The organism is Mucilaginibacter sp. P2_A4 (assembly GCF_056405015.1).
In genome coordinates, this window is the sequence record NZ_JBFUCX010000002.1 from 212,708 (window position 1) to 232,624 (window position 19,917).

Consider the following 19,917-nt stretch of genomic DNA (forward strand, 5'->3'; position numbering starts at 1 on the left):
TATCAATGGTACGGCCTCTTTATTTGTATTTACTGCATTGATATTTTTCGGATAATATTATTGCCTGTATCTGCAATATAAATATTGCCATTTTTATCAACGGCTATTCCCTGCGCATCCTTTAAATTGGTAGCTACAATTGATGTTACATTTGAGCTGCTTAGTTTTATAAGTTGAGTTTTAGCGCTTATATAAACATTCCCATTAAAATCGGCAGCAACCGCATCAATACCGTCAAATTGGGTAGTGAATGCACCTGTGGTAGTTATTGTTGAAACCACTCCGCCAGACGTAATTTTTCTTACCCGGTAGTTTAATACATCAGCTACGTAGATGTTGCCATTTTTATCAACAGTAACACTCACCGGTAAGTTAAAGCTGGCGGCATTGCCTAATCCATCTTTTAAATCGTATGCTGCGTTACCTGCAAAAGTGCTTACCTCACCGGTATTGTCAATTTTTCTGATGATGTTGTTTTGAGGATCGGCCACGTAAAAGTTGCCACTTCCGTCTATCGTTATACCCGTTGGGTTTTTGAAATGCGCGCTAATGGACGGCCCGTTGTCCAAGCCATAAACGCCATCTCCAGAGAATGTGCTTACTTCACGCGAAGTCGTTATTTTGCGGATAACATGATTGATTTCATCTGCTACATATATATTGCCAACTTTATCGGCTGTGAGCCCGGTAGGGGTATTAAAACATGCATTATTCCCGTTAACAAAACCGGCTGCACCGGTTCCGGCAAAGGTGGTAACCAACCCATTTACATCTATTTTTCTGATCTTATTATTGCCCTGATCAGCTACGTATACATTGCCGTCAGCATCGGTAGTAACACCGGTGGGATGATTAAAACTTGCATTTGAGCCGCTGTCGTCTTTTGATCCCGATGTGCCACTGCCGGCAAAAATGCTTGTAACTATAGATAACTGGTAGGTAAATAATGGGCCGGTAACTGTATTTCCGTTTACAACTATTTTAATTATACCCGTGCCTGCACCAAGCGGCACCTTCACAGTTAATTTGGTAGCAGTTGCCATGCTAACAGTGGCTTCTTTATCATTAAAAGTTACTTTATTTTCGCTGATTGTGGAGCTGAATGCAGTTCCGGTAATCTCTACAACGGTGTTATAAGGCCCCTCTGCTACATTAATTGAAGTTATTGCAAGCGAGGGTTTGGGCGTCGGTGGAGTTGGTTCTGTTTTACTTTTAGAACATGCCAAAAATATGCCAACCACGGCAAAAAGAATTGCAAATGCTTTAAATGTCTTAAATGCGATAAGGTTTTTCAAATCAGTTTTATTATTATTGACACAATAATAATAAAAGTAAATAACATTACTGCACTGTTTTATTCCTCCGTCAGCACGGTAAACTCAAAATCAAGTGGCTCAAAGTGGCGGATGAGTTCGTCGATAAACGATCGTCCCCATTTTACATACATCAATCCAAAATTTTCTGTACGTTCCTGTAGGCTGTCTTTGGGGAATAGCTCGGCTTTTACGGCTGATAATTGCTCCAGCCTAACCTCGTAATTACGTTTCTCGGCTTTTATTAATTTCTTTTCCAGGTTATCAACAGCGTGCTTGAGCCTTGCCTGTACAGCCGATGCAGATGGCGATAGGGTAGGGTCTATTTTATATGACCTAAGCTTGATTTTCTCAAAAATTGAAGCCATTTCACGCCATTCACCTTCCAAACTCAGGTTATGGTTGCTGTGTTTTTTTATCCAATCGGTTTTAAGCTCATCATCTTGTTTAAACAGGGCTGCTGTATCCAGATCCATGCGCTCAATTTTGGCAGCTTGCTCTTTACGAACCACTAATGCAGAATTACGCAGGATCAGTATTGGGAAATCTACCTTATAAAAATCAAAGTTTGATTTTAATTCCAGCCAGTAAACCACTTCGGCACCGCCACCTATGTAAGCAATGTTTGGTAAAATGCATTCCTGGTAAAGAGGGCGCATCACTACATTTGGGCTAAAGCGCTCCGGGTAATTGGCAATTTCTTCTTTCAGCTGCGCTTCGGTAAAGCTAATTTCGGTATTCATTACCTGGTAGCTTTCCTGTTCAAACACTACACGTTCGCGCAGGTTATCTTTAAGGTAAAAAAAGTTGATCTCGCGCGGATTAACCTGGATATGTACCCCCAGCTTTTGCAATTGCTCATTGGTGGAGGATATATTTTTAAAGCTGTTTTGGTTAATGATATCCTGCTCCATAATAGGGGCAAACTGCTTCTTAAACTCGTGATCGTCGGCATCAATAATGACCAAGCCATATTGGCCAAATAGGGCATTTACCAAATAACGGGTGGCATCGGCCAGCTTATCAAATTTTGTATATGCGGTTTCTACAATTTCTGCGACTTCTGTGGCATGGCCCTCCATGCCCAATACTCCTTTGTACTGGTTAAGAGCCTGGCGCATGGTATCGGGGTTTATGCGCCCTGTAGCGCCCGAGGCCTCGTACCACCAATGCACTTTTTTGCCGCCAATGTTGGTATAGTTGATCTCGGCAAAGTCATGGTCTTCACTGGCCATCCAGTAAACGGGTACAAAATTTTTATCGGGATGGGCGGCTTTTAACTGCTGTGCCAGTTTAATAGCGGTAGCAATTTTGTAAAGGAAATATAGCGGACCTGCAAAAATATTAAGCTGGTGCCCGGTGGTGATAGTATAAGTACTATCTTCTTTAAGCAGATCAAGGTTATGTTTTACTACCGATGGATACGGTTCATTATGCGCGTACTGTTTTGATAGCACGCGAAACAATATCTCACGATCGGCAATTGCTTTTTTGTTTTTCAACAGTTCGGCAAAGCCGGCCATATCGGGCCGGTAGCCATAAAACGGTTGAAGATCGGCCCGGTTCCCGATATAATCAATAACTGTGGGCGAAAAAAATCCGGTTTCTTTATAACTTATACAGGAGGCTTCCATTAATCCAAATGTAAAATCATTACTGGTAATGCGCCGCAAATTAACATTATTTTACAATTTGTCCATAAAGGTCAAAGTCTTCGGCGCTGTCAATCTTCACGTTAACAAAGCCACCTACTGTAGCATAGTCAATGCTGGCATCAATTAAAACCTCGTTATCAACTTCTGGCGAATCAAATTCTGTACGGCCAACAAAATAATCCCCGTCTTTTTTATCGATCAATACTTTAAATGTTTGGCCAATTTTTTCCTGGTTCTTATCAAATGAAATTCCCTGCTGAATTTCCATGATGGCATCTGCACGCTCCTGTTTTACTTCATCAGGCACATCGTCAACCAAAGAGTGGGCATGTGTTTTTTCTTCGTGCGAGTAAGTGAAACAACCTAAACGATCAAACTTGGTATCTTCAACCCATTGAGCCATTTCTTCAAAATGCTCTTGAGTTTCGCCGGGGTAACCGGTGATTAAGGTGGTACGCATAGCAATGCCCGGTACCTTATCGCGAATCTGGTTCACCAGATCAATAGTTTTTTGTTTGGTGATACCACGGCGCATTGATTTCAGCATATCATCACTGATGTGCTGTAAAGGCATATCCATGTACTTGCAAATGTTATCACGCTCATTCATCACATCCAGCACTTCCATCGGGAAACCGGAAGGGTAGGCGTATTGCAACCTGATCCATTCAACACCATTAACATCACTCAGGCGGCGAAGTAACTCATCCAGGTTACGTTTGCCATACAGGTCAAGCCCATAATAGGTTAAGTCCTGTGCAATTAATATCAGTTCTTTTGTGCCGTTTTTAACCAGGTTCTGCGCATCCTTAACCAATTGGTCAATAGGAGTGCTCAGGTGTTTTCCACGCATCAACGGGATAGCGCAAAAAGAGCATGGACGGTTACAGCCCTCGGCAATTTTAAAATAGGCAAAGTGAGATGGTGTGGTAAGCAGGCGCTCGCCAATAAGCTCATGTTTATAGTCGGCGCCTACAGATGCTAATAAATTCTGCAGGTCATTGGTACCAAAGTAGGCATCAACGTTGGTGATCTCGGCTTCCAGCTCAGGTTTGTAACGTTCGCTAAGACAGCCGGTAACTATCACTTTGCCAACCTTGCCTTGTTGTTTTAGTTCGCTGTATTGTAATATGGTATCTATTGATTCCTGCTTGGCGTTATCAATAAAGCCGCAGGTATTAATAACGATGATATCATTTTTGCCCACTTTCTCGGCCTCATGCACCACATCAAATTGATTGCCTTTTAACTGACCCATCAGGATCTCGGAATCATATATATTTTTTGAGCAGCCCAAAGTAACCACGTTAACGCGTTGTTTAACTGGTTTTGCTATCGGGCGGGAAATTTCTTTTGTCTTCATAACACACTAATCATTGCAATGAGAAAATTGTCATTGCGAGGAACGAAGCAATCGCGAACTATACAGGATTGAATTGCAAGAGAGGAGATTGCTTCGTCGTTCCTCCCCGCAATGAGATAATTTTATTGCTTAAATAAGCTATCTACGAAAGCTTGCCTGTCAAATAACTGCAAGTGTTCAACACCTTCGCCAACGCCGATATATTTTACAGGGATCTTAAACTGATCCGAGATCCCTATTACTACACCACCTTTTGCTGTACCATCAAGCTTGGTTAGGGCCAGGGCGTTAACCTTGGTAGCTTCGGTAAACTGTTTGCATTGTTCAATGGCATTTTGCCCGGTTGATGCATCCAGTACCAATAATATTTCATGGGGTGCACCAGGGATCACCTTTTGCATCACATTTTTTATTTTAGTAAGCTCATTCATCAGGCCTACTTTATTATGTAATCTGCCGGCAGTATCAATAATAGCTACGTCATCGCCATTGGCAACTGCCGAGCGTAAGGTATCATAGGCAACCGAAGCAGGATCTGATCCCATTGGCTGGGCTACAACTTTTACATCAACACGTTTACCCCAAAGCTGCAACTGATCAACCGCTGCTGCACGGAAGGTATCGGCAGCGCCGAGTACTACCTTGTTACCGGCTTGTTTAAGCTTATGGGCCAGTTTACCAATAGTGGTAGTTTTACCCACGCCATTAACGCCCACAACCATGATTACATAGGGCTTATGATCGCCATACTCAAAATTGCGAAAATCGTTGCTGTTATTTTCGGCCAGTAATTTTTGGATCTCATCTTTCAACAGCACATTAAGTTCGCTGGTGCCAACGTATTTATCGCGGGCAACACGTTCCTGGATACGGCCGATGATCTTGAGGGTGGTGCTAACACCAACATCAGAGGTAACCAGTACTTCTTCCAGCTCGTCCAGCACATCATCATCAACGGTTGATTTACCGGCAATAACCTTGGTGATCTTTGAAAAAAAGTTATCCTTGGTTTTTTCTAAACTGGTATCAAGGGCTTGTTGCTCCTGCTGTGTATTTTCCTTTTTCTTAAAAAAATCAAATAATCCCATAGTTAGATGTGCAGATTTTAGATGTGCAGAAGTGCAGATTTATAATGTGCGTATTTTTTGATGTTAAATTTAGCAATGCAAATATGCCTAAATGATAGTTAACAGATGTCAGATCAATATAATTACTTTAATCTGCGTATCTGATGCATACACATCAACAAAAAAAGCCCTCTCGTAAAAACAAGACGGCTTCAATATTTTAATCAAAAGGTATTATATAGTTTTACCTGCAATTGCATCCTTAACAAAATCGTTAGGGACAATTTGGGTTCTGAATGAATAAGCACCAGTTTTTGGTGATTTGTTCATTGTAATAACTTTTGAATATTCTTTGCCTTTACCTGCTACTTTTAGCGTTGCAACTACTTTCTTTGCCATTTCTTTTAATTATTGAATTAGTGAATCATTGAATTAGTGAGTTAACCGTTGGGGGAGATCTAAACCTATTCAACCATTAACTTAATCAACCAATTACTTAATTTCTTTATGAACTGTTACTTTCCTTAAAACCGGGTTGAATTTTTTCATTTCCAGTCTTTCAGTTGTATTTTTCTTGTTCTTAGTGGTAATATAGCGAGACATGCCTGGCATACCGCTTGTTTTGTGTTCAGTACACTCTAAAATTACCTGAACCCTGTTGCCTTTTTTTGCCATTTTCTTTTTATGTTGTACGCATCACCATCCCGGCTTACGTAATTTTTTAAATTATATATTGCGTTTAATACCTATGTTAAACATGAGGCGTTAACGTAATACCTACTAAATGTATCCCTTTTTAACAAATTTATTGATACAGGCAGTAATGCCGTTTTTGCTGATAGTTTTAACAGCAGATGTAGATACCTTTAAGGTAATCCATTTATCTTCTTCAGGGATATAAAACTTCTTAAGTTTTAAGTTTGGATGAAATCTACGTTTTGTTTTAACGTTTGAGTTTGAAACGTTATTACCTACAATAGATCCTTTTCCTGTTAGATCACAAATTCTTGACATGACAAATATTTTTAATTATCAACCCTTTATTCAAAAGAGTTTGCAAATATCAGACTTTTTAATCGAATATTCAATAGCGTTTTCAAAAATTGTTAAATAATTTTTAAAAGCCAACATTTGCCTTTATTTCAGGCTGTTTGTTATTGGATATTGTTTCTTTTTAAAATTATTTAATAAGTGGTGTTTTTAATATGTACATAACACAGAAATTGCTAATTTACGCCCACCATTATAAATGCTATGAAGATTACATCATTTGAAGAGTATAAGCAGGTTTACCAACAAAGTGTTGAACAGCCTGAACAGTTCTGGGCCGGTATTGCCGAAAATTTTTTATGGCAAAAGAAATGGGATAAGGTGCTTGACTGGAACTTTAAAGACCCAAAGATTAAATGGTTCCAGGGGGCAAAACTCAATATTACCGAAAATTGCCTGGATCGTCACCTGGAAACTATTGGAGATAAACCTGCCATTATATGGGAGCCAAATGATCCGCAGGAAGATCACCGCATATTAACTTATCGCCAGCTGCATGATAAGGTTTGTCAGTTTGCCACTGTGTTAAAAAATAACGGGGCAAAAAAGGGCGATCGTATTTGTATATATATGCCGATGATACCTGAACTGGCCATAGCTGTTTTAGCGTGTGCCCGTATAGGCGCAATTCATTCGGTTGTATTTGGTGGCTTTTCGGCGCAGTCAATTGCCGATAGAATAAATGATGCAGAATGTAATATTGTAATAACTGCCGATGGCGGCTTTAGGGCTAATAAACCTATTCCTTTAAAAACGGTGATAGATGATGCGCTGGTTCAGTGTAAATCTGTTAAGCGGGTAATTGTTTTAACCAGGAGCCGTACACCGGTTTCTATGATAAAGGGGCGCGATGTTTGGTGGGAAGATGAAGTTAAAAAAGTTGAAACACAAGGTAATCCCGAATGCCCTGCCGAGCAAATGGATGCCGAGGATATGTTGTTCATATTATATACATCAGGCTCAACAGGTAAGCCTAAAGGCGTAGTGCATACCACCGGTGGCTACATGGTTTATACCGGCTATACTTTTGCTAACGTGTTTCAATATAACCAGGGCGAGGTATATTTTTGTACCGCCGATATTGGATGGATCACAGGGCACTCATATATTGTATATGGTCCGCTATCGCAGGGAGCAACTACATTAATGTTTGAAGGAGTACCCACCTATCCGGATGCTGGCAGATTTTGGGATATTGTAGATAAGTACAAGGTAAATATATTATATACGGCGCCAACAGCTATTCGCTCATTGATGAGCTTTGGCGATGAGCCATTAAAAGGTAAGGACTTGAGTTCGCTTACCAAGCTGGGTTCTGTAGGGGAGCCTATTAATGAAGAGGCCTGGCATTGGTACGATGAAAAAATAGGCCATGGCAAATGCCCTATTGCTGATACCTGGTGGCAAACGGAAAATGGCGGTTTAATGATATCGCCTATTTGTAACGTTACACCTACTAAACCCGGTTATGCAACTTTGCCTTTACCGGGTGTACAGCCTGTATTGGTTGATGAAAATGGAAAAGTAATTGAGGGTAATGGCGTAAGCGGAAATCTTTGTATCAAGTTTCCGTGGCCGGGTATGCTGCGTACCACTTATGGTGATCATGAACGCTGCCGCACTACCTATTTTGCCACTTATGAAAATTTATATTTCACTGGCGACGGCTGCCTGCGCGATGAAGATGGTTATTACCGCATCACCGGTCGTGTTGATGATGTGCTCAATGTATCTGGTCACCGTATTGGAACTGCAGAGGTAGAGAACGCTATCAATATGCACAGCAGTGTGGTTGAATCGGCAGTTGTTGGTTACCCGCATGATATAAAGGGGCAGGGCGTTTATGCCTTTGTGGTATGTCCAAATCAGCACGGTGATGCAGAGCTTGCACGTAAAGATATTATCATGACAGTGGCCAGGATAATAGGTGCAATTGCCAAGCCGGATAAGATTCAGTTTGTAAGCGGACTGCCCAAAACGCGATCGGGCAAAATTATGCGCCGCATTTTACGTAAGATAGCCGAGGGCGAAACCAGTAACCTTGGTGATACCAGTACACTGCTTGACCCGGCTGTTGTTGAAGAGATCAAGGCAGGAGCTTTGTAGGAATAAAGATATTTGGATAAAGGAGCAAAGATCAATTATTGAATAATAAAACAGATGCAGAAAATGAGGAGCAAGGACATAGTAAAAATAGGTTCCTTGTCTTTTTTCTCTGTTTTTTTTATCCTTGTTCTTTGCTCCAGCTTTCTTTTTTCCTTTAAAAATCGGCCATCTGCGAGATACAAGCTCGACTTTTTTACTTCAGAAAATCAATTTTACCTCTGCGATTCTGACTTTACCGGCGAAACGGGCGATGCCAGTTTTTGGACTCCCGCAGCTTATGCCGATAGATTGGCAACAGCAAAGGATAAAGATATTGTTGGAATTAGTATTGAAAGCTTTGGCCACGTAAAGGCTGAGCTTAACATATTAGATGCTGCAAGCGGGGAAAAAGATTTTAAAAAATACGATCATGTGGTGGAGGCCGGAGTTAGAATTAGTTCAGGAATATTGGAGGTGCTTGATTTTCCAGATCATAAAATTCAGTTAAAGGCCATCGTTACGCCAGGATATTATCGTGTAAGGGTCTATTCCTATGATCTCAAAAACATTAATTCCGAAGCAGATGAAGGGACAGATCACTATAAAATAGAGCTTTGGCCGTCAAGTAATTTTGAGCGTAAGGTATTGAAGCAGTTTGTGAAGGACTAATTCAGGAGAATCAAGGCCGGATTCTATTTATTGCCCAGTTCCAATTAATAAGTCTTAACTCTTGATTCTAATCTCTTGACTCTTTCAACAAACCATATCATTTCCGGGATGTTATAACAATACATCTAAATAAAAAACATTATGGATAAGCTACAAATAAAAGGCGGCTGGAATGAGTTAAAAGGCAAGATTAAACAAGCTTACGGCGACCTTACCGATGATGACCTTACCTACGAAGAGGGTAAAGACGATGAAACATTAGGGAAACTTCAGCAAAAAACGGGTAAAACCCGGGATGAACTGGTGAAGTGGATTAACAGTTTATAACATTTAGAAAAGGCTCCTGCAACGGGGCCTTTTTTATTTGAAAAGCTTTGAAAGTTCAAGGCCGAATCCCGGTAACAATAAAGAATTTAGTATTTCGGTCTTCTGCGCTTTTTGATGTAAATAATAGGCTCCATCTTTTAAAGCATACAAATCTGCATTTTCCTGTACCGGGTCAATAATAATATATTCTTTAACGCCGTATTTTTCATAAACATCTTTTTTTTGCCTCAAATCGTAATAGGCATTTGATGGTGAAAGTATTTCAATCACTAAATCTGGTGCAGCTTCAACAAATGTTTTAATGATATCCTTTCGTTCTTCTGAAATGTAAATAAGATCAGGTTGTAGTACATTTCCATCATCAAAATGTACATCTATTGGCGAATACATAAGTATTCCGTTGTTGGCTGATTTTTCTAAAAAAAGCAGGATTGATAAATATATTTTACCGGATATTAATTGGTGAAAGGCGGATGGTGATGGCGACATAATTAAATCATAGTTTATCAGCTGAAAAGGTGCACCTTCTTCCAGCAGCAAATAATCATCAACGGTGTATTTCTTTTCCTTATCAGCAGTCAGCATAAATCAAATATAACTAATTTCGCACAATGAAAACAGCGAAACCCAATATTCTTGTTGTAAATGACGACGGCATAACTGCTCCTGGTATTAAGGTATTGATAGAAGCGATGAGCGAGATTGGCAGGGTAGTAGTGGTAGCGCCGGATAGTCCGCAATCGGGCATGGGGCATGCTATTACTATTGGCAAACCACTGCGCCTGGATAAGGTTGACATTTATGAGGGCATTGAAATGTACCGTTGCTCGGGCACGCCTGTTGATTGTGTGAAGCTGGCAGTTAATAAGATATTTAAGGGGCAGAAGCCCGATCTGTGCGTATCTGGCATTAATCATGGTTTAAATAATTCCATCAACGTTTTGTATTCAGGCACCATGTCGGCCGCAGTGGAAGGTGCAATTGAAAGTATTCCGTCAATAGGTTTTTCTTTGGATGATTATAACCTTGATGCAGACTTTAGCCACTGCGTTAAATACATTAAAGAACTTGCGCTGCAGGTTTTAGCCAATAGCCTGCCGGCCAATACCCTGCTTAATGTAAATTTCCCCAATACATCCGATATTAAAGGCATTAGGATCTGCAGGCAGGCCAACGCAAAATGGGCCGAGGAGTTTGATGAGAGAGTTGATCCGCATAAACGGCCATATTACTGGCTTACCGGCGTTTTTCAACTTAATGATGGTGGCGAGGATACCGATGTTTGGGCCCTTGATCATAATTATGTGTCGGTTGTGCCTGTACAGTTTGATATGACGGCTCATCATGCTATACCATTTTTAAACAACTGGAAGTTTAATGTATAAAATGGAGTTCAAAAAAATACTTAAAACCGACAGTATAGCGGCAGGTATAATTGGTGGTTTAACACTGCCGGGCATTAGCCTGTTCATTTTTTTGTATTTGTTAAAAGGTAACTTTTTAATATTTAATAAGCCGGGGATTCCATACCTGGTAGCTATTGCGTTGAATTTGTTTATGATCAGGTATTGTTTTAAACAGGGGCAGGATAACACCGGAACAGGTATGATACTGGTGACGTTTATATTCACGGCGGCAGTTTTTTTACTTAAATTACAACCCATCAGATGAAGTATTACCTGGTAGCCGGCGAAGCTTCGGGCGATTTACATGGCGCTAATTTGATGAAGGCGCTAAAAGAGTTAGATCCCTTGGCGGAATTTCGGTTTTTTGGCGGCGACCTCATGCAAGCCGAAGGCGGCACGCTGGTAAAGCATTATGCCGATATGGCTTTTATGGGTTTTGTGGAGGTGGTAGCTAACCTGCGCGCCATTATGAAAAATTTAAAAGCATGTAAACAAGACATCGATGCTTACGGGCCGGATGTATTGGTGCTGATAGATTTCCCTGGTTTCAATTTGAAGATAGCCGGTTTTGCAAAATCTATTGGACTACCTGTTTACTATTACATATCCCCTAAAGTATGGGCCTGGAACCAGAAGCGGGTTTTAAAGATCAAGAAAATTGTTGACCACCTGTTTTGTATCCTCCCTTTTGAGGTTGACTTTTACAAAACATGGGGTATGGATGTTGACTATGTGGGTAACCCCCTGCTGGATGCTAAAACAGCATTTAAGCCCGAACCAGAGTTTCTGCAGAAATATCATTTAACCGGGAAAAAGATCATCGCATTATTGCCAGGCAGCCGCAAGCAGGAGATTACCTATTTACTGCCCGAAATGATAGCGGTAGCAGAACAGTTTCCGGGTTATCAATTTGTTATAGCCGGCGCGCCATCCTTTAAGCTTGATTTTTATAGTGAGTTTGTAAAGGATAAAAATATCCCCGTAATATTTAATGCTACTTATGATCTGTTAAGCCACGCTTATGCTGCTATTGTAGCATCAGGTACCGCAACGTTGGAAACCGCTTTGTTTAATGTACCGCAGGTGGTGGTTTATAAGGGAAATGCCTTAACCATAGCCATAGCTCGCATGCTGGTGAAAATCAAATTTATATCGTTGGTTAATCTTATTGTAAATAAGGGGATAGTAAAAGAACTTATCCAGGAAGACTGCAACGAATTAAAAATAGCTGCCGAGCTTGAAGCAATCACGGGCGATAGCGCATACCGTGAAAACATGCTGCTCAATTATGATGAGCTTGATGACAGAATGGGCCAGCCAGGAGCTTCGGCCAAAACCGCGGCCTTGATTCTTAAATATGCTTCAAAAAAATAAAACCCTGTTTTTGGCAGGGTTTTATCGTTTTTATAGGTGTTGTACTATTTTTAGATAGGTAGATGTAGGTATATATGATGATCAGGCAGCTTTGCGTGTTTGTTGCGCGGCAACCTGCTTGTTGTTATTGTTTATAAATTGATGTCTCAATTTGAAGTTTCTCAGATCCTCTAATAAAATGTTTAATAATTCATCGTCAAATCTGGCAACTAATTTACTTGTTGATGGTGTAATTTTAAAGGCTTTCATAGGTAGATGTTTTATAGGTAAGTAAGTTGGGTTTTATTAAGCTGCGCTTGGTATCAACTGTGGTGATTTAGCTTTAATAGCTTTCAAATCATTCATTAGTATTATTTTCAATTCGTTATCAAAACGTGCTACTAATTTGCTGGTTGATGGTTTTATATTAGTTTTCATAGTTTAGTTTTTTATGCTTTTAATTTCTTTTATCTAAATCTTTCTTTTCAGTTTCCTGGTTCTCGGTAAGGTTGTTTTTGCGGCGCTTTGCTTCGTTGTATTGCCTCAAAATTTGCTCCTCATCGCGTGGGTCTGTTGTTTTTGCGGGCTCTACCGGGTTTTCCCATTCTTTCTCTTCTTCCTTAACCGTTTTCTTAGTAGTTTCCATAACAGTTGCATTTGATAGGTTGTATTCCAATCCTGTGCCAAAAAAATAACCTGGATCAAAAAAAGTCATTGTAGCCTCAGTATTTTTTTACAATACCGTGTAAATGGTTGTTTTTAAGCGGTTTTTATCACAAAAAAAAATTTAATTTTTTTGGTGAAATGATATTTGTGGGCGGCTAAATGTGTTTACCTGGTATTCAATAACCGAACACTTGTTTTAATTTCGTACGTTTTTTTGATAGCTGAACAGGTGTGCTGCCAGGGCAACAATGGCCAAAGCTGCGCCAATTGCACATACGCCACTCCATTGGTAGCTTTTCCATACCTGGCTGGCCAAAAATGTACCCGACGCTCCGCCTATAAAATAAGACACCATGTACACCGTGTTCAATCTGTTGCGTGCCTCTGGTATCAAAGAAAAAATTATTGATTGGTTGGATATATGCGTTGCCTGCACACCCATATCCAACACAATAACCCCGATAATTAAACCAATTATGCTATGGCTGGAAAAATAAAAGATGATAAAGGAAATCAATACCAGTGACAAAGTATAGCCGGATAGTTTATAGGAATTCATTTTGTCGCTCAATCTGCCCATTAAGCCCGCGGCTAATGCACCAAAGGCTCCAACAAGGCCAAAAGCACCAGCTACTGAGCTGCCTTCGTTAAACTGTGGTTGTTTTAGTAAAAAAACAAGCGTGGTCCAAAAAGCGCTGAAGCCTGCAAAGCACAAGGCACCGCGGAAGGCTGCCATCCTTAACTTTGGCTGAGTTTTAACTAAATGAACAAGCGATTTCATCAGGTTTTTATAATTTCCTTTATAATCGGGCTCAACCTCGGGTAAAAAGAAAAATATCATGAGCCACATAGCCAGCATAAGTCCTGTAGCAATATAGTACATGGCTCTCCATCCAAAATGTTCGCCTACAAAACCGCTTAACGTACGCGAGAGTAAGATGCCTATCAACAGGCCACCCATTATAACCCCTAATTTTTTACCGCGCTCATGTGGTTGCGCGAGATGGGCTGCCATGGGTATCAATAATTGTGGTATTACAGATGATACACCAACCAGGAACCCGGCTATAGTTAATATGGTTACAGTAGGCGCCAGCGCGCTTATTAATAATGATATTATTACCAATATAAAATCAATCAATATTAATCGCTTCCGCTTAAGCATATCTGCAAGTGGGATTATGAATAGTAAACCGGTTGCATAACCTATTTGCGTAAAGAAGGATACCTGCTGCGCTTTTTTATCGGTGATGTTAAAAGTGTGTGCTATATCGGCCAGTAGTGGCTGATTGTAGTAAATATTAGCCACCACCAACCCCGTAGCGATGGTCATGATCCATAAAGTGAACGGCGTTAAATGAGGATGCGTTTTGAGCTGCTGGGTAGCTGTCATTGTATAAAAAGATATAAAATTCGCTGCAAAAATGCGCAAGCGTTTTTTAAACTATGCTTATTTAAAGTAATTTTTATACGCGATGATACAATATCTTAAAACGTTATGAGTTTTAAATATTGATAAAAAGAGATTTTTTTTTGGCAGATATTTCTTAAAAAAAGTATTTTATCTCTATTTTTTATCAATGTTGTTTGATTTTGGAATAAAATTTGATTTTAAATCATTGAAAATATTTTTTTAACGATTTTTTCATCATTTGTGTCTTGTAAAATGATCTATTTTAAATTTTTATTGAAAATAATTCAATAAAGTGAAATAATTTGACGCTTATTTTGTTCTTTAAATGAATCGATATTAAAAAGATAAAAAATTAACACTTTAATAATGATTTATTTGTATTTTTGAGAATCAAACAGGGTAATAGAGTGGTTGTGATAAATGTTACAATAAAATTACAAAGTATTTTAAAATAATATAAAAACTTAGTGTTACTTTTACACAGTAATACAAACACAAAAAAGTCTTCTCATAATTTAGGTTTATAATTGGTTAGTAAAGGCCCCTGCCCATCAGGGGCTTTACTTGTTTTAAAGGGTTTGGTATTTAGACGGCAAACAAGAAGCCCCCCAATTGTTTTAATGGCTTAATTATAATAATCGCATACGCCTTTCCAGCACGTATATTTATTGCTTCCTATTAAAATTCGACAGGAATGGCTTGTAGCCAACAACTAAATTCCTAATGAGTCAGATTATTTTTTCTGCAATATCCCTGGCAGTTTTTATAGGCCAGGCATTACCGTGTACTTTATTGGTTATTAAGGCACCATCAAAAAGCATATAAAGTTCATCTGCCAATCTCTCTTTTTTAACAGGTTTTAAAATGTCGGCAAAAATTGCTCTTACATCGTTTTTTTGTTTTTTGATTATTTCCCTGATCCTGGCGTTATCTACTGGTAATTCAGAAACTATGTTTAAAAAATTACATCCGTAATAATCAGGTTTAGATGATAATTCTACCAGGAAATCAAATAATGCCAGCGCTTTCTCTTTAGGAGTGGTGAATTTTTCCACTTCGTTTTTTAAAGCATTATTTGTTTCAATACTTCTCGCCGTTAAATACTCCGCCAACAGATCCTCTTTGGAATGAAAATGCTGATAGAGTGAAGCCTTTGCCACGCCAGCCTCCTGAATTATCTGGTTGATGCCTGTTGCATTATAACCCTGCTTATAAAACAACCTCGAAGCGGTTTCAATTATTTGATTGCGGACAAAACTTGTTTTCATACCTCAAAGGTAAAAATGTTTTTTATATACAGACAGGTCGGTATACTTTTCTGATAGCCAGGTAAACTTGTTACTATGTTAAAAAGCAATTTCACAAGCGATAACCCCTTGATAGGAGTGTGAAAAAAACGAGGCAGCACCCTCAAACGCTATAATTTTTTTATGCGGGACACTCGCGTTATCCGCGACTTTATAGGTAAAATGCAGCTTAAAAAGTTACTTTTAAACGAATTTGAAATACTTTGGGAATTTTCACCGAAAGATATATATTTGCACTCCCGCAATGGGGGATTAGCTCAGCTGGCTAGAGCGCTTGCATGGCATGCAAGAGGTCATCGGTTCGACTCCGATATTCTCCACATTGATAACAAGGCTTTACGAATTTCGTGAGGCCTTTTTTTATTCCAGGTAACCCGTAATGTGTTTTGAAAATCCCATTTAGCGGCGGCGTCACTCAAAAACCAAAGGTATCTTGCTTATAAATACGACGATCCCCGGTTGTCAGTAATATTCCTATTTCGCGTTGTAAACATTTGCCAAAGCTGGTCCTGCCAGGGTTCAACGATAGTTTTTGCCTGTTCACCGAATATCCTGCGTAGCTATATCAGGTGCCCCATAATTTTATGCCAACAAACACAATTGCTAAACAATAAATGTAAAATATCATGAAAACATTACAATTAGCGCCCGCACCAGAAATTGCTAAAAAACGGAAATCGGCTCAGTTTAGAACTACGGAACAAACGTCAATTGCTGCTCCTTTAACAAAAGAAAATGATGTTGCACCAGTCAAAACAAAAAGCGGATGGTTTTTAAAGGATAGCCCAGAAAACCTAACAAACACCGAGGCTATTATCCGGGGTGCATTTATTATAACGATGCCAATGTTATCTGCTATTGACTGGGATTATGGAACTCATACCATGTTCTTTATCGCGCCGGTTATATTTTACCTTGAAGTAACTGCCTTTACCATGTACTGCCCCATTAAAGCACTATTCAGCAATTACATTCATCCATCGCATTTCGAATAAATCTAACAACTTGTTTGCATCTCTTTTAAACAATAATAAATCATGACCATATTAACATTCACATTAATTTTATTGGCAGGTGCCTACCTGGCCGGGCTGGTTGGTTCGCTGACGGGGCTTGGCGGCGGGGTAGTTATTATTCCCTTGTTAACCCTCGTGTTTCATGTAGATATCCGCTACGCTATAGGTGCAGCTTTACTGGCCTCCATTGCTACTTCTTCGGGAGCAGCCAGCGCCTACGTAAAGGAGGGGATAACTAACATCCGTTTAGGTATGTTTTTAGAGATTGCCACCACGATTGGGGCTGTAATCGGTGCATTTATCGCCGTTTATATGCCCACAAATGCCATTGCCGTTATTTTCGGTATTGTCCTGATCTTCTCGGCAGCAATGTCCTTAAGAAAAAAGAACCAGCTGGCATTGCCGGTAGGCAGTAAATTTTCTCACCTGCTTAAGCTTAACGGGAGCTATCCCACCAAAGATGGTGATGTAACTTATGAGCTGAACAATGTGGGTGGTGGTTTTTCGATCATGGCCGCGGCTGGCGTTTTATCCGGCCTGCTGGGGATAGGCTCCGGCGCATTAAAGGTATTGGCAATGGATACGGTTATGCACGTCCCTTTCAAGGTAAGCACCACCACCAGTAATTTTATGATTGGGGTTACTGCTGCTGCAAGTGCGGTTATTTACCTGCAGCGGGGCTATATGGACCCAGGTATTGCTTTCCCGGTGATGCTGGGAGTGTTGGGTGGGGCGTTTACCGGCTCCAAGCTGCTTAGTCGCATGGATCCCAAGGTGTTAAGATTGATCTTTTGTGTTGCCATCACCTTCGTTGCCCTGGAAATGATTTATAACGGTTATCAACATAGATTTTAAAAACGTATTAAAATATTTAACATGAAAAAGGTATTATCAAAAAGCTATTGGGCCGATCAGGACGTTGAAAAGATGATAGGTAAATTATTAAGATATGGTGTCATCATTTCAAGTGCTATTGTATTTATCGGTGGTCTTGGCTACCTGTATCATCATAGTGAAGCTGGTCTGCCGCAATACCATGTATTTGGTGGAGAAAGCGTTAAATACACCACTTTTGGAGGGATTTTAAAAAGCGTATTGAGCTTAAATACCAAAGGCATCATTCAGTTAGGAGTAATTGCTTTAATTGCGACCCCCATTTTGCGCATCGCCTTCTCGCTGGTTGCATTCTTTGTCGAAAAAGATAAACTGTATATCGTAATCACTTTTATTGTTTTAAGTGTGATGCTGCTGAGCCTGTTTGGCGGTTTAAAAGCCTAAACAGCGCAATTTATTTAAATGAATAGTAAATAAAATTAAAGTGAAAAAGAAACTGCATAACGTATTAAAGCTGTTGCTTGTCTTCCTGATTTTTACAGGATTACAGGGGAGGGTTATTATACGCTATGCCGAGTGTCTGAATAAAAACCTCAAAAGCGAAATCAGCTCTACTAAAGGAATCCATATTAGGGCTGCCATTATTCATTGTAAGTTACAATGTTATACGCAGAAATTCCAGCCAATTGCCGTTCCCCCGGCGGTAGCTCTTCTTTCTTTCGTCCTGATCTTTATTGTTATTATCAGGGTTTATGTTCCATTCCGGGAACATCTTGTACTTGTTAATCCTGTTCCTTTACTTCCGCTCCGGGCCCCACCGGTGTCTCTGTTTTAGTTTAAGCAACCGCCGGCATTGCAGGCGTCTGCTATCGTGTTTTCTATCTCCTGCCGGGTTTTTCCGGATAACACTTAAAAACTTATAGGTGAGCCGGTGATGGCTCATAACACAGACATTTTAATATTTTTTATTATGAAAGCGAATAAAAAGCTGCTCCTGCTCAGCCTTTTGGCGGCCTTTTGCCTCAATTTAATAGCCCGGTCGGCCAGGGCACAGGACACCAGCGGTATCTTAACCATGAAAGATGCGCTGAATATTGCAATAAATCAACAACAATTATTAAAGGCTAAAGATAATTATGCCAAAGCATCTGCCGAAGGCATAACCGCTGCAAAGCGTGACGGTTTACCCGATTTCATTTTATCGGCACAGCAGGCTTACGGAACGGTTAACGGCTTAAGCGGTTTACCCTCCGGCCTCAACGGATTAATTTCCACCACATCGGGACCTGTTTCCGCAACCCAAAACTGGAATTCTGCTTTTGCGTCTCTCTATTCCTCAGAAATTAACTGGAACATTTTTTCCTTTGGTCTTCAAAAGGCACATGTTGCAGAAGCCCGCGGAATTTATGACCGCGACGCTGCCGATCTGGAACAGGAAAAGTTTCAACAGCAGGTTAAAGCCGCGGGGGCTTACCTTAACCTGCTTGCGGCACAGCGGCTGCACTATTCAATGGATGTTAATCTTTCACGTGTTCAACAGCTAAGGAATGTTATCCTGCTTAGAACTGTAAATGGATTGAACGCTGGCGTTGACAGCTCAATAGCCAATGCCGAGCTTGCCAAAGCAAAAATAGCGGTAACCGATGCCGTTAGCTATGAACAAAAACAAGCCGCTAACCTGGCCATGCAATTGGGGATAAGCCGGCAGGATTTTACTTTAGATAGTGTATATATCAATCAGCTGCCCGCCCGCTTACCACAACATCCGCTTGATGACATAGCCAATCATCCCGAACTGCTTTTTTTAGCAGCAAGAGTAAAAAGCAGCGACCTTGCAGCCACTTACCTTTCTAAAACGAGTTTGCCAAAAGTATCTTTATTCGGCGCTTTACAGGGCAGGGGATCTGGCTTTGGCACGGGTTATAATCCTGCCGAACCGGGTAGCTACAGTCAAAATTATTTTAACGGCGTTGAGCCTATAAGAGGGAATTACCTTATAGGCGTAGGTGTTACCTGGAATCTGAGCAACCTGGGCAGGGTATCTTCAAGAGTAAAAAGTCAGCACTTCCAATCAAACGGGCTGCTTAACGAATATCACTACCAGGAAAATAACCTTGCCAATCAATTGGAAGAAGGGAATAAGCAATTGATCAATGCCTTACAAAAATATCATGAAGCTCCTATCCAGCTTAAGGCAGCCAGCGATGCTTATGAACAGAAAAAAACACTTTATAGCAACGGACTGGCAACTATAGTAGATGTTACCCAAACACTTTACGATTTAAACAGGGCAGAGACAGATAAAGATATTGCAAGCAACGCCGTTTGGCAGTCGCTGCTCTACATCTCAGGCTCATCGGGCGATTTAAATCTATTCACCAACCAATTTTAA

23 protein-coding genes and 1 tRNA gene are annotated in these 19,917 nt (G+C 40.2%); 11 read left to right on the forward strand and 13 right to left on the reverse strand.

The window, feature by feature from the left end:
- Positions 1 to 29 precede the first annotated feature (29 nt).
- From AC1DYB_RS04840 to rpmB, 7 genes are all read right to left on the reverse strand, one after another.
- Positions 30 to 1,295 carry an IPT/TIG domain-containing protein gene (locus tag AC1DYB_RS04840; RefSeq protein WP_477432949.1) on the reverse strand — a complete coding sequence of 422 codons (1,266 nt, stop codon included), beginning with the start codon at positions 1,293 to 1,295 and terminating at the stop codon, positions 30 to 32.
- A 59-nt stretch (positions 1,296 to 1,354) separates the two neighbouring features.
- Entirely contained in the window at positions 1,355 to 2,947 is a 1,593-nt protein-coding gene (gene bshC / locus AC1DYB_RS04845; RefSeq protein WP_477432951.1) for a bacillithiol biosynthesis cysteine-adding enzyme BshC, read from the reverse strand.
- A 46-nt stretch (positions 2,948 to 2,993) separates the two neighbouring features.
- On the reverse strand, positions 2,994 to 4,331 hold the full coding sequence (gene rimO, locus AC1DYB_RS04850) for a 30S ribosomal protein S12 methylthiotransferase RimO (RefSeq protein ID WP_295716700.1): 1,338 nt from the start codon (positions 4,329 to 4,331) through the stop codon (positions 2,994 to 2,996).
- A 122-nt stretch (positions 4,332 to 4,453) separates the two neighbouring features.
- Positions 4,454 to 5,419, reverse strand: coding sequence for a signal recognition particle-docking protein FtsY (gene ftsY / locus AC1DYB_RS04855; protein ID WP_477432953.1), 966 nt, complete (start codon positions 5,417 to 5,419; stop codon positions 4,454 to 4,456).
- Between the two features lie 213 nt (positions 5,420 to 5,632).
- Complete coding sequence (locus tag AC1DYB_RS04860) at positions 5,633 to 5,797, reverse strand: DUF4295 domain-containing protein (protein WP_295716702.1); 165 nt, start codon at positions 5,795 to 5,797, stop codon at positions 5,633 to 5,635.
- Positions 5,798 to 5,890: 93 nt separating this feature from the next.
- Entirely contained in the window at positions 5,891 to 6,073 is a 183-nt protein-coding gene (gene rpmG / locus AC1DYB_RS04865) for a 50S ribosomal protein L33 (protein ID WP_067063463.1), read from the reverse strand.
- Positions 6,074 to 6,178: 105 nt separating this feature from the next.
- Positions 6,179 to 6,412 carry a 50S ribosomal protein L28 gene (rpmB, locus tag AC1DYB_RS04870; RefSeq protein ID WP_022830076.1) on the reverse strand — a complete coding sequence of 78 codons (234 nt, stop codon included), beginning with the start codon at positions 6,410 to 6,412 and terminating at the stop codon, positions 6,179 to 6,181.
- Between the two features lie 240 nt (positions 6,413 to 6,652).
- Here rpmB and acs point away from each other — a divergent pair, with 240 nt between their 5' ends.
- The 3 genes from acs (at position 6,653) to AC1DYB_RS04885 (ending at position 9,529) form a co-directional block, all read left to right on the forward strand.
- The gene (gene acs / locus AC1DYB_RS04875; protein ID WP_477432955.1) at positions 6,653 to 8,554 is read left to right on the forward strand and encodes an acetate--CoA ligase; all 1,902 of its coding nucleotides are present in this window, start codon (positions 6,653 to 6,655) and stop codon (positions 8,552 to 8,554) included.
- Between the two features lie 54 nt (positions 8,555 to 8,608).
- The gene (locus tag AC1DYB_RS04880) at positions 8,609 to 9,202 is read left to right on the forward strand and encodes a hypothetical protein (RefSeq protein WP_477432957.1); all 594 of its coding nucleotides are present in this window, start codon (positions 8,609 to 8,611) and stop codon (positions 9,200 to 9,202) included.
- Between the two features lie 141 nt (positions 9,203 to 9,343).
- The gene (locus tag AC1DYB_RS04885) at positions 9,344 to 9,529 is read left to right on the forward strand and encodes a CsbD family protein (RefSeq protein WP_090641334.1); all 186 of its coding nucleotides are present in this window, start codon (positions 9,344 to 9,346) and stop codon (positions 9,527 to 9,529) included.
- Positions 9,530 to 9,562: 33 nt separating this feature from the next.
- Here the strand turns inward: AC1DYB_RS04885 and AC1DYB_RS04890 are convergent, their stop codons facing one another.
- Positions 9,563 to 10,114 (reverse strand): Uma2 family endonuclease, encoded by a 552-nt coding sequence (locus AC1DYB_RS04890; RefSeq protein ID WP_477432959.1) that lies wholly within the window; start codon positions 10,112 to 10,114, stop codon positions 9,563 to 9,565.
- Positions 10,115 to 10,140: 26 nt separating this feature from the next.
- Here AC1DYB_RS04890 and surE point away from each other — a divergent pair, with 26 nt between their 5' ends.
- Genes surE through lpxB form a run of 3 tightly spaced genes read left to right on the forward strand, consistent with a single transcriptional unit; the run spans position 10,141 to position 12,309 of the window.
- The gene (gene surE / locus AC1DYB_RS04895; protein ID WP_477432961.1) at positions 10,141 to 10,914 is read left to right on the forward strand and encodes a 5'/3'-nucleotidase SurE; all 774 of its coding nucleotides are present in this window, start codon (positions 10,141 to 10,143) and stop codon (positions 10,912 to 10,914) included.
- Between the two features lies 1 nt (position 10,915).
- Positions 10,916 to 11,200 carry a stationary phase survival protein SurE gene (locus AC1DYB_RS04900; protein ID WP_477432963.1) on the forward strand — a complete coding sequence of 95 codons (285 nt, stop codon included), beginning with the start codon at positions 10,916 to 10,918 and terminating at the stop codon, positions 11,198 to 11,200.
- Positions 11,197 to 12,309, forward strand: coding sequence for a lipid-A-disaccharide synthase (gene lpxB / locus AC1DYB_RS04905; RefSeq protein ID WP_477432965.1), 1,113 nt, complete (start codon positions 11,197 to 11,199; stop codon positions 12,307 to 12,309). Before AC1DYB_RS04900 ends, lpxB begins: the two co-directional genes overlap by 4 nt.
- An 81-nt stretch (positions 12,310 to 12,390) precedes the next feature.
- Here lpxB and AC1DYB_RS04910 read toward each other — a convergent pair whose 3' ends face one another.
- From AC1DYB_RS04910 to AC1DYB_RS04930, 5 genes are all read right to left on the reverse strand, one after another.
- Positions 12,391 to 12,558, reverse strand: a complete 168-nt coding sequence (locus tag AC1DYB_RS04910; protein WP_477432967.1) for a hypothetical protein — start codon at positions 12,556 to 12,558, stop codon at positions 12,391 to 12,393.
- A gap of 36 nt (positions 12,559 to 12,594) precedes the next feature.
- Entirely contained in the window at positions 12,595 to 12,726 is a 132-nt protein-coding gene (locus tag AC1DYB_RS04915; protein ID WP_295716716.1) for a hypothetical protein, read from the reverse strand.
- A 19-nt stretch (positions 12,727 to 12,745) separates the two neighbouring features.
- The gene (locus AC1DYB_RS04920) at positions 12,746 to 13,003 is read right to left on the reverse strand and encodes a hypothetical protein (protein ID WP_477391329.1); all 258 of its coding nucleotides are present in this window, start codon (positions 13,001 to 13,003) and stop codon (positions 12,746 to 12,748) included.
- Positions 13,004 to 13,150: 147 nt separating this feature from the next.
- Complete coding sequence (locus tag AC1DYB_RS04925) at positions 13,151 to 14,347, reverse strand: MFS transporter (protein ID WP_477432969.1); 1,197 nt, start codon at positions 14,345 to 14,347, stop codon at positions 13,151 to 13,153.
- 749 nt (positions 14,348 to 15,096) lie between these two features.
- Positions 15,097 to 15,636, reverse strand: a complete 540-nt coding sequence (locus tag AC1DYB_RS04930; RefSeq protein WP_477391328.1) for a TetR/AcrR family transcriptional regulator — start codon at positions 15,634 to 15,636, stop codon at positions 15,097 to 15,099.
- A 285-nt stretch (positions 15,637 to 15,921) separates the two neighbouring features.
- On the opposite strand from AC1DYB_RS04930, the gene AC1DYB_RS04935 reads away from it, so the two are divergent.
- From AC1DYB_RS04935 to AC1DYB_RS04955, 5 genes are all read left to right on the forward strand, one after another.
- Positions 15,922 to 15,995, forward strand: a tRNA-Ala gene (locus AC1DYB_RS04935).
- A 306-nt stretch (positions 15,996 to 16,301) separates the two neighbouring features.
- On the forward strand, positions 16,302 to 16,670 hold the full coding sequence (locus AC1DYB_RS04940) for a hypothetical protein (protein ID WP_477432971.1): 369 nt from the start codon (positions 16,302 to 16,304) through the stop codon (positions 16,668 to 16,670).
- A 42-nt stretch (positions 16,671 to 16,712) separates the two neighbouring features.
- Entirely contained in the window at positions 16,713 to 17,546 is an 834-nt protein-coding gene (locus tag AC1DYB_RS04945) for a sulfite exporter TauE/SafE family protein (RefSeq protein WP_295716761.1), read from the forward strand.
- Positions 17,547 to 17,567: 21 nt separating this feature from the next.
- Positions 17,568 to 17,969 (forward strand): DUF1634 domain-containing protein, encoded by a 402-nt coding sequence (locus tag AC1DYB_RS04950; protein WP_477432973.1) that lies wholly within the window; start codon positions 17,568 to 17,570, stop codon positions 17,967 to 17,969.
- 526 nt (positions 17,970 to 18,495) lie between these two features.
- A complete protein-coding gene (locus tag AC1DYB_RS04955) occupies positions 18,496 to 19,917 on the forward strand; it encodes a TolC family protein (RefSeq protein ID WP_477432975.1) in 1,422 nt (473 codons plus the stop codon).

Excerpts from the sequence above, each read along its gene's own strand:
- AC1DYB_RS04925 (WP_477432969.1), bottom strand. The coding sequence starts at position 14,347 with ATGACAGCTACCCAGCAGCTCAAAACGCATCCTCATTTAACGCCGTTC.
- AC1DYB_RS04930 (WP_477391328.1), bottom strand. The coding sequence starts at position 15,636 with ATGAAAACAAGTTTTGTCCGCAATCAAATAATTGAAACCGCTTCGAGG.
- AC1DYB_RS04910 (WP_477432967.1), bottom strand. The coding sequence starts at position 12,558 with ATGAAAGCCTTTAAAATTACACCATCAACAAGTAAATTAGTTGCCAGA.
- AC1DYB_RS04885 (WP_090641334.1), top strand. The coding sequence starts at position 9,344 with ATGGATAAGCTACAAATAAAAGGCGGCTGGAATGAGTTAAAAGGCAAG.
- rimO (WP_295716700.1), bottom strand. The coding sequence starts at position 4,331 with ATGAAGACAAAAGAAATTTCCCGCCCGATAGCAAAACCAGTTAAACAA.
- lpxB (WP_477432965.1), top strand. The coding sequence starts at position 11,197 with ATGAAGTATTACCTGGTAGCCGGCGAAGCTTCGGGCGATTTACATGGC.
- AC1DYB_RS04880 (WP_477432957.1), top strand. The coding sequence starts at position 8,609 with ATGCAGAAAATGAGGAGCAAGGACATAGTAAAAATAGGTTCCTTGTCT.
- AC1DYB_RS04945 (WP_295716761.1), top strand. The coding sequence starts at position 16,713 with ATGACCATATTAACATTCACATTAATTTTATTGGCAGGTGCCTACCTG.
- bshC (WP_477432951.1), bottom strand. The coding sequence starts at position 2,947 with ATGGAAGCCTCCTGTATAAGTTATAAAGAAACCGGATTTTTTTCGCCC.
- AC1DYB_RS04900 (WP_477432963.1), top strand. The coding sequence starts at position 10,916 with ATGGAGTTCAAAAAAATACTTAAAACCGACAGTATAGCGGCAGGTATA.
- rpmB (WP_022830076.1), bottom strand. The coding sequence starts at position 6,412 with ATGTCAAGAATTTGTGATCTAACAGGAAAAGGATCTATTGTAGGTAAT.
- rpmG (WP_067063463.1), bottom strand. The coding sequence starts at position 6,073 with ATGGCAAAAAAAGGCAACAGGGTTCAGGTAATTTTAGAGTGTACTGAA.
- ftsY (WP_477432953.1), bottom strand. The coding sequence starts at position 5,419 with ATGGGATTATTTGATTTTTTTAAGAAAAAGGAAAATACACAGCAGGAG.
- AC1DYB_RS04860 (WP_295716702.1), bottom strand. The coding sequence starts at position 5,797 with ATGGCAAAGAAAGTAGTTGCAACGCTAAAAGTAGCAGGTAAAGGCAAA.
- acs (WP_477432955.1), top strand. The coding sequence starts at position 6,653 with ATGAAGATTACATCATTTGAAGAGTATAAGCAGGTTTACCAACAAAGT.
- AC1DYB_RS04940 (WP_477432971.1), top strand. The coding sequence starts at position 16,302 with ATGAAAACATTACAATTAGCGCCCGCACCAGAAATTGCTAAAAAACGG.
- surE (WP_477432961.1), top strand. The coding sequence starts at position 10,141 with ATGAAAACAGCGAAACCCAATATTCTTGTTGTAAATGACGACGGCATA.
- AC1DYB_RS04950 (WP_477432973.1), top strand. The coding sequence starts at position 17,568 with ATGAAAAAGGTATTATCAAAAAGCTATTGGGCCGATCAGGACGTTGAA.
- AC1DYB_RS04915 (WP_295716716.1), bottom strand. The coding sequence starts at position 12,726 with ATGAAAACTAATATAAAACCATCAACCAGCAAATTAGTAGCACGTTTT.
- AC1DYB_RS04890 (WP_477432959.1), bottom strand. The coding sequence starts at position 10,114 with ATGCTGACTGCTGATAAGGAAAAGAAATACACCGTTGATGATTATTTG.
- AC1DYB_RS04920 (WP_477391329.1), bottom strand. The coding sequence starts at position 13,003 with ATGACTTTTTTTGATCCAGGTTATTTTTTTGGCACAGGATTGGAATAC.
- AC1DYB_RS04955 (WP_477432975.1), top strand. The coding sequence starts at position 18,496 with ATGAAAGCGAATAAAAAGCTGCTCCTGCTCAGCCTTTTGGCGGCCTTT.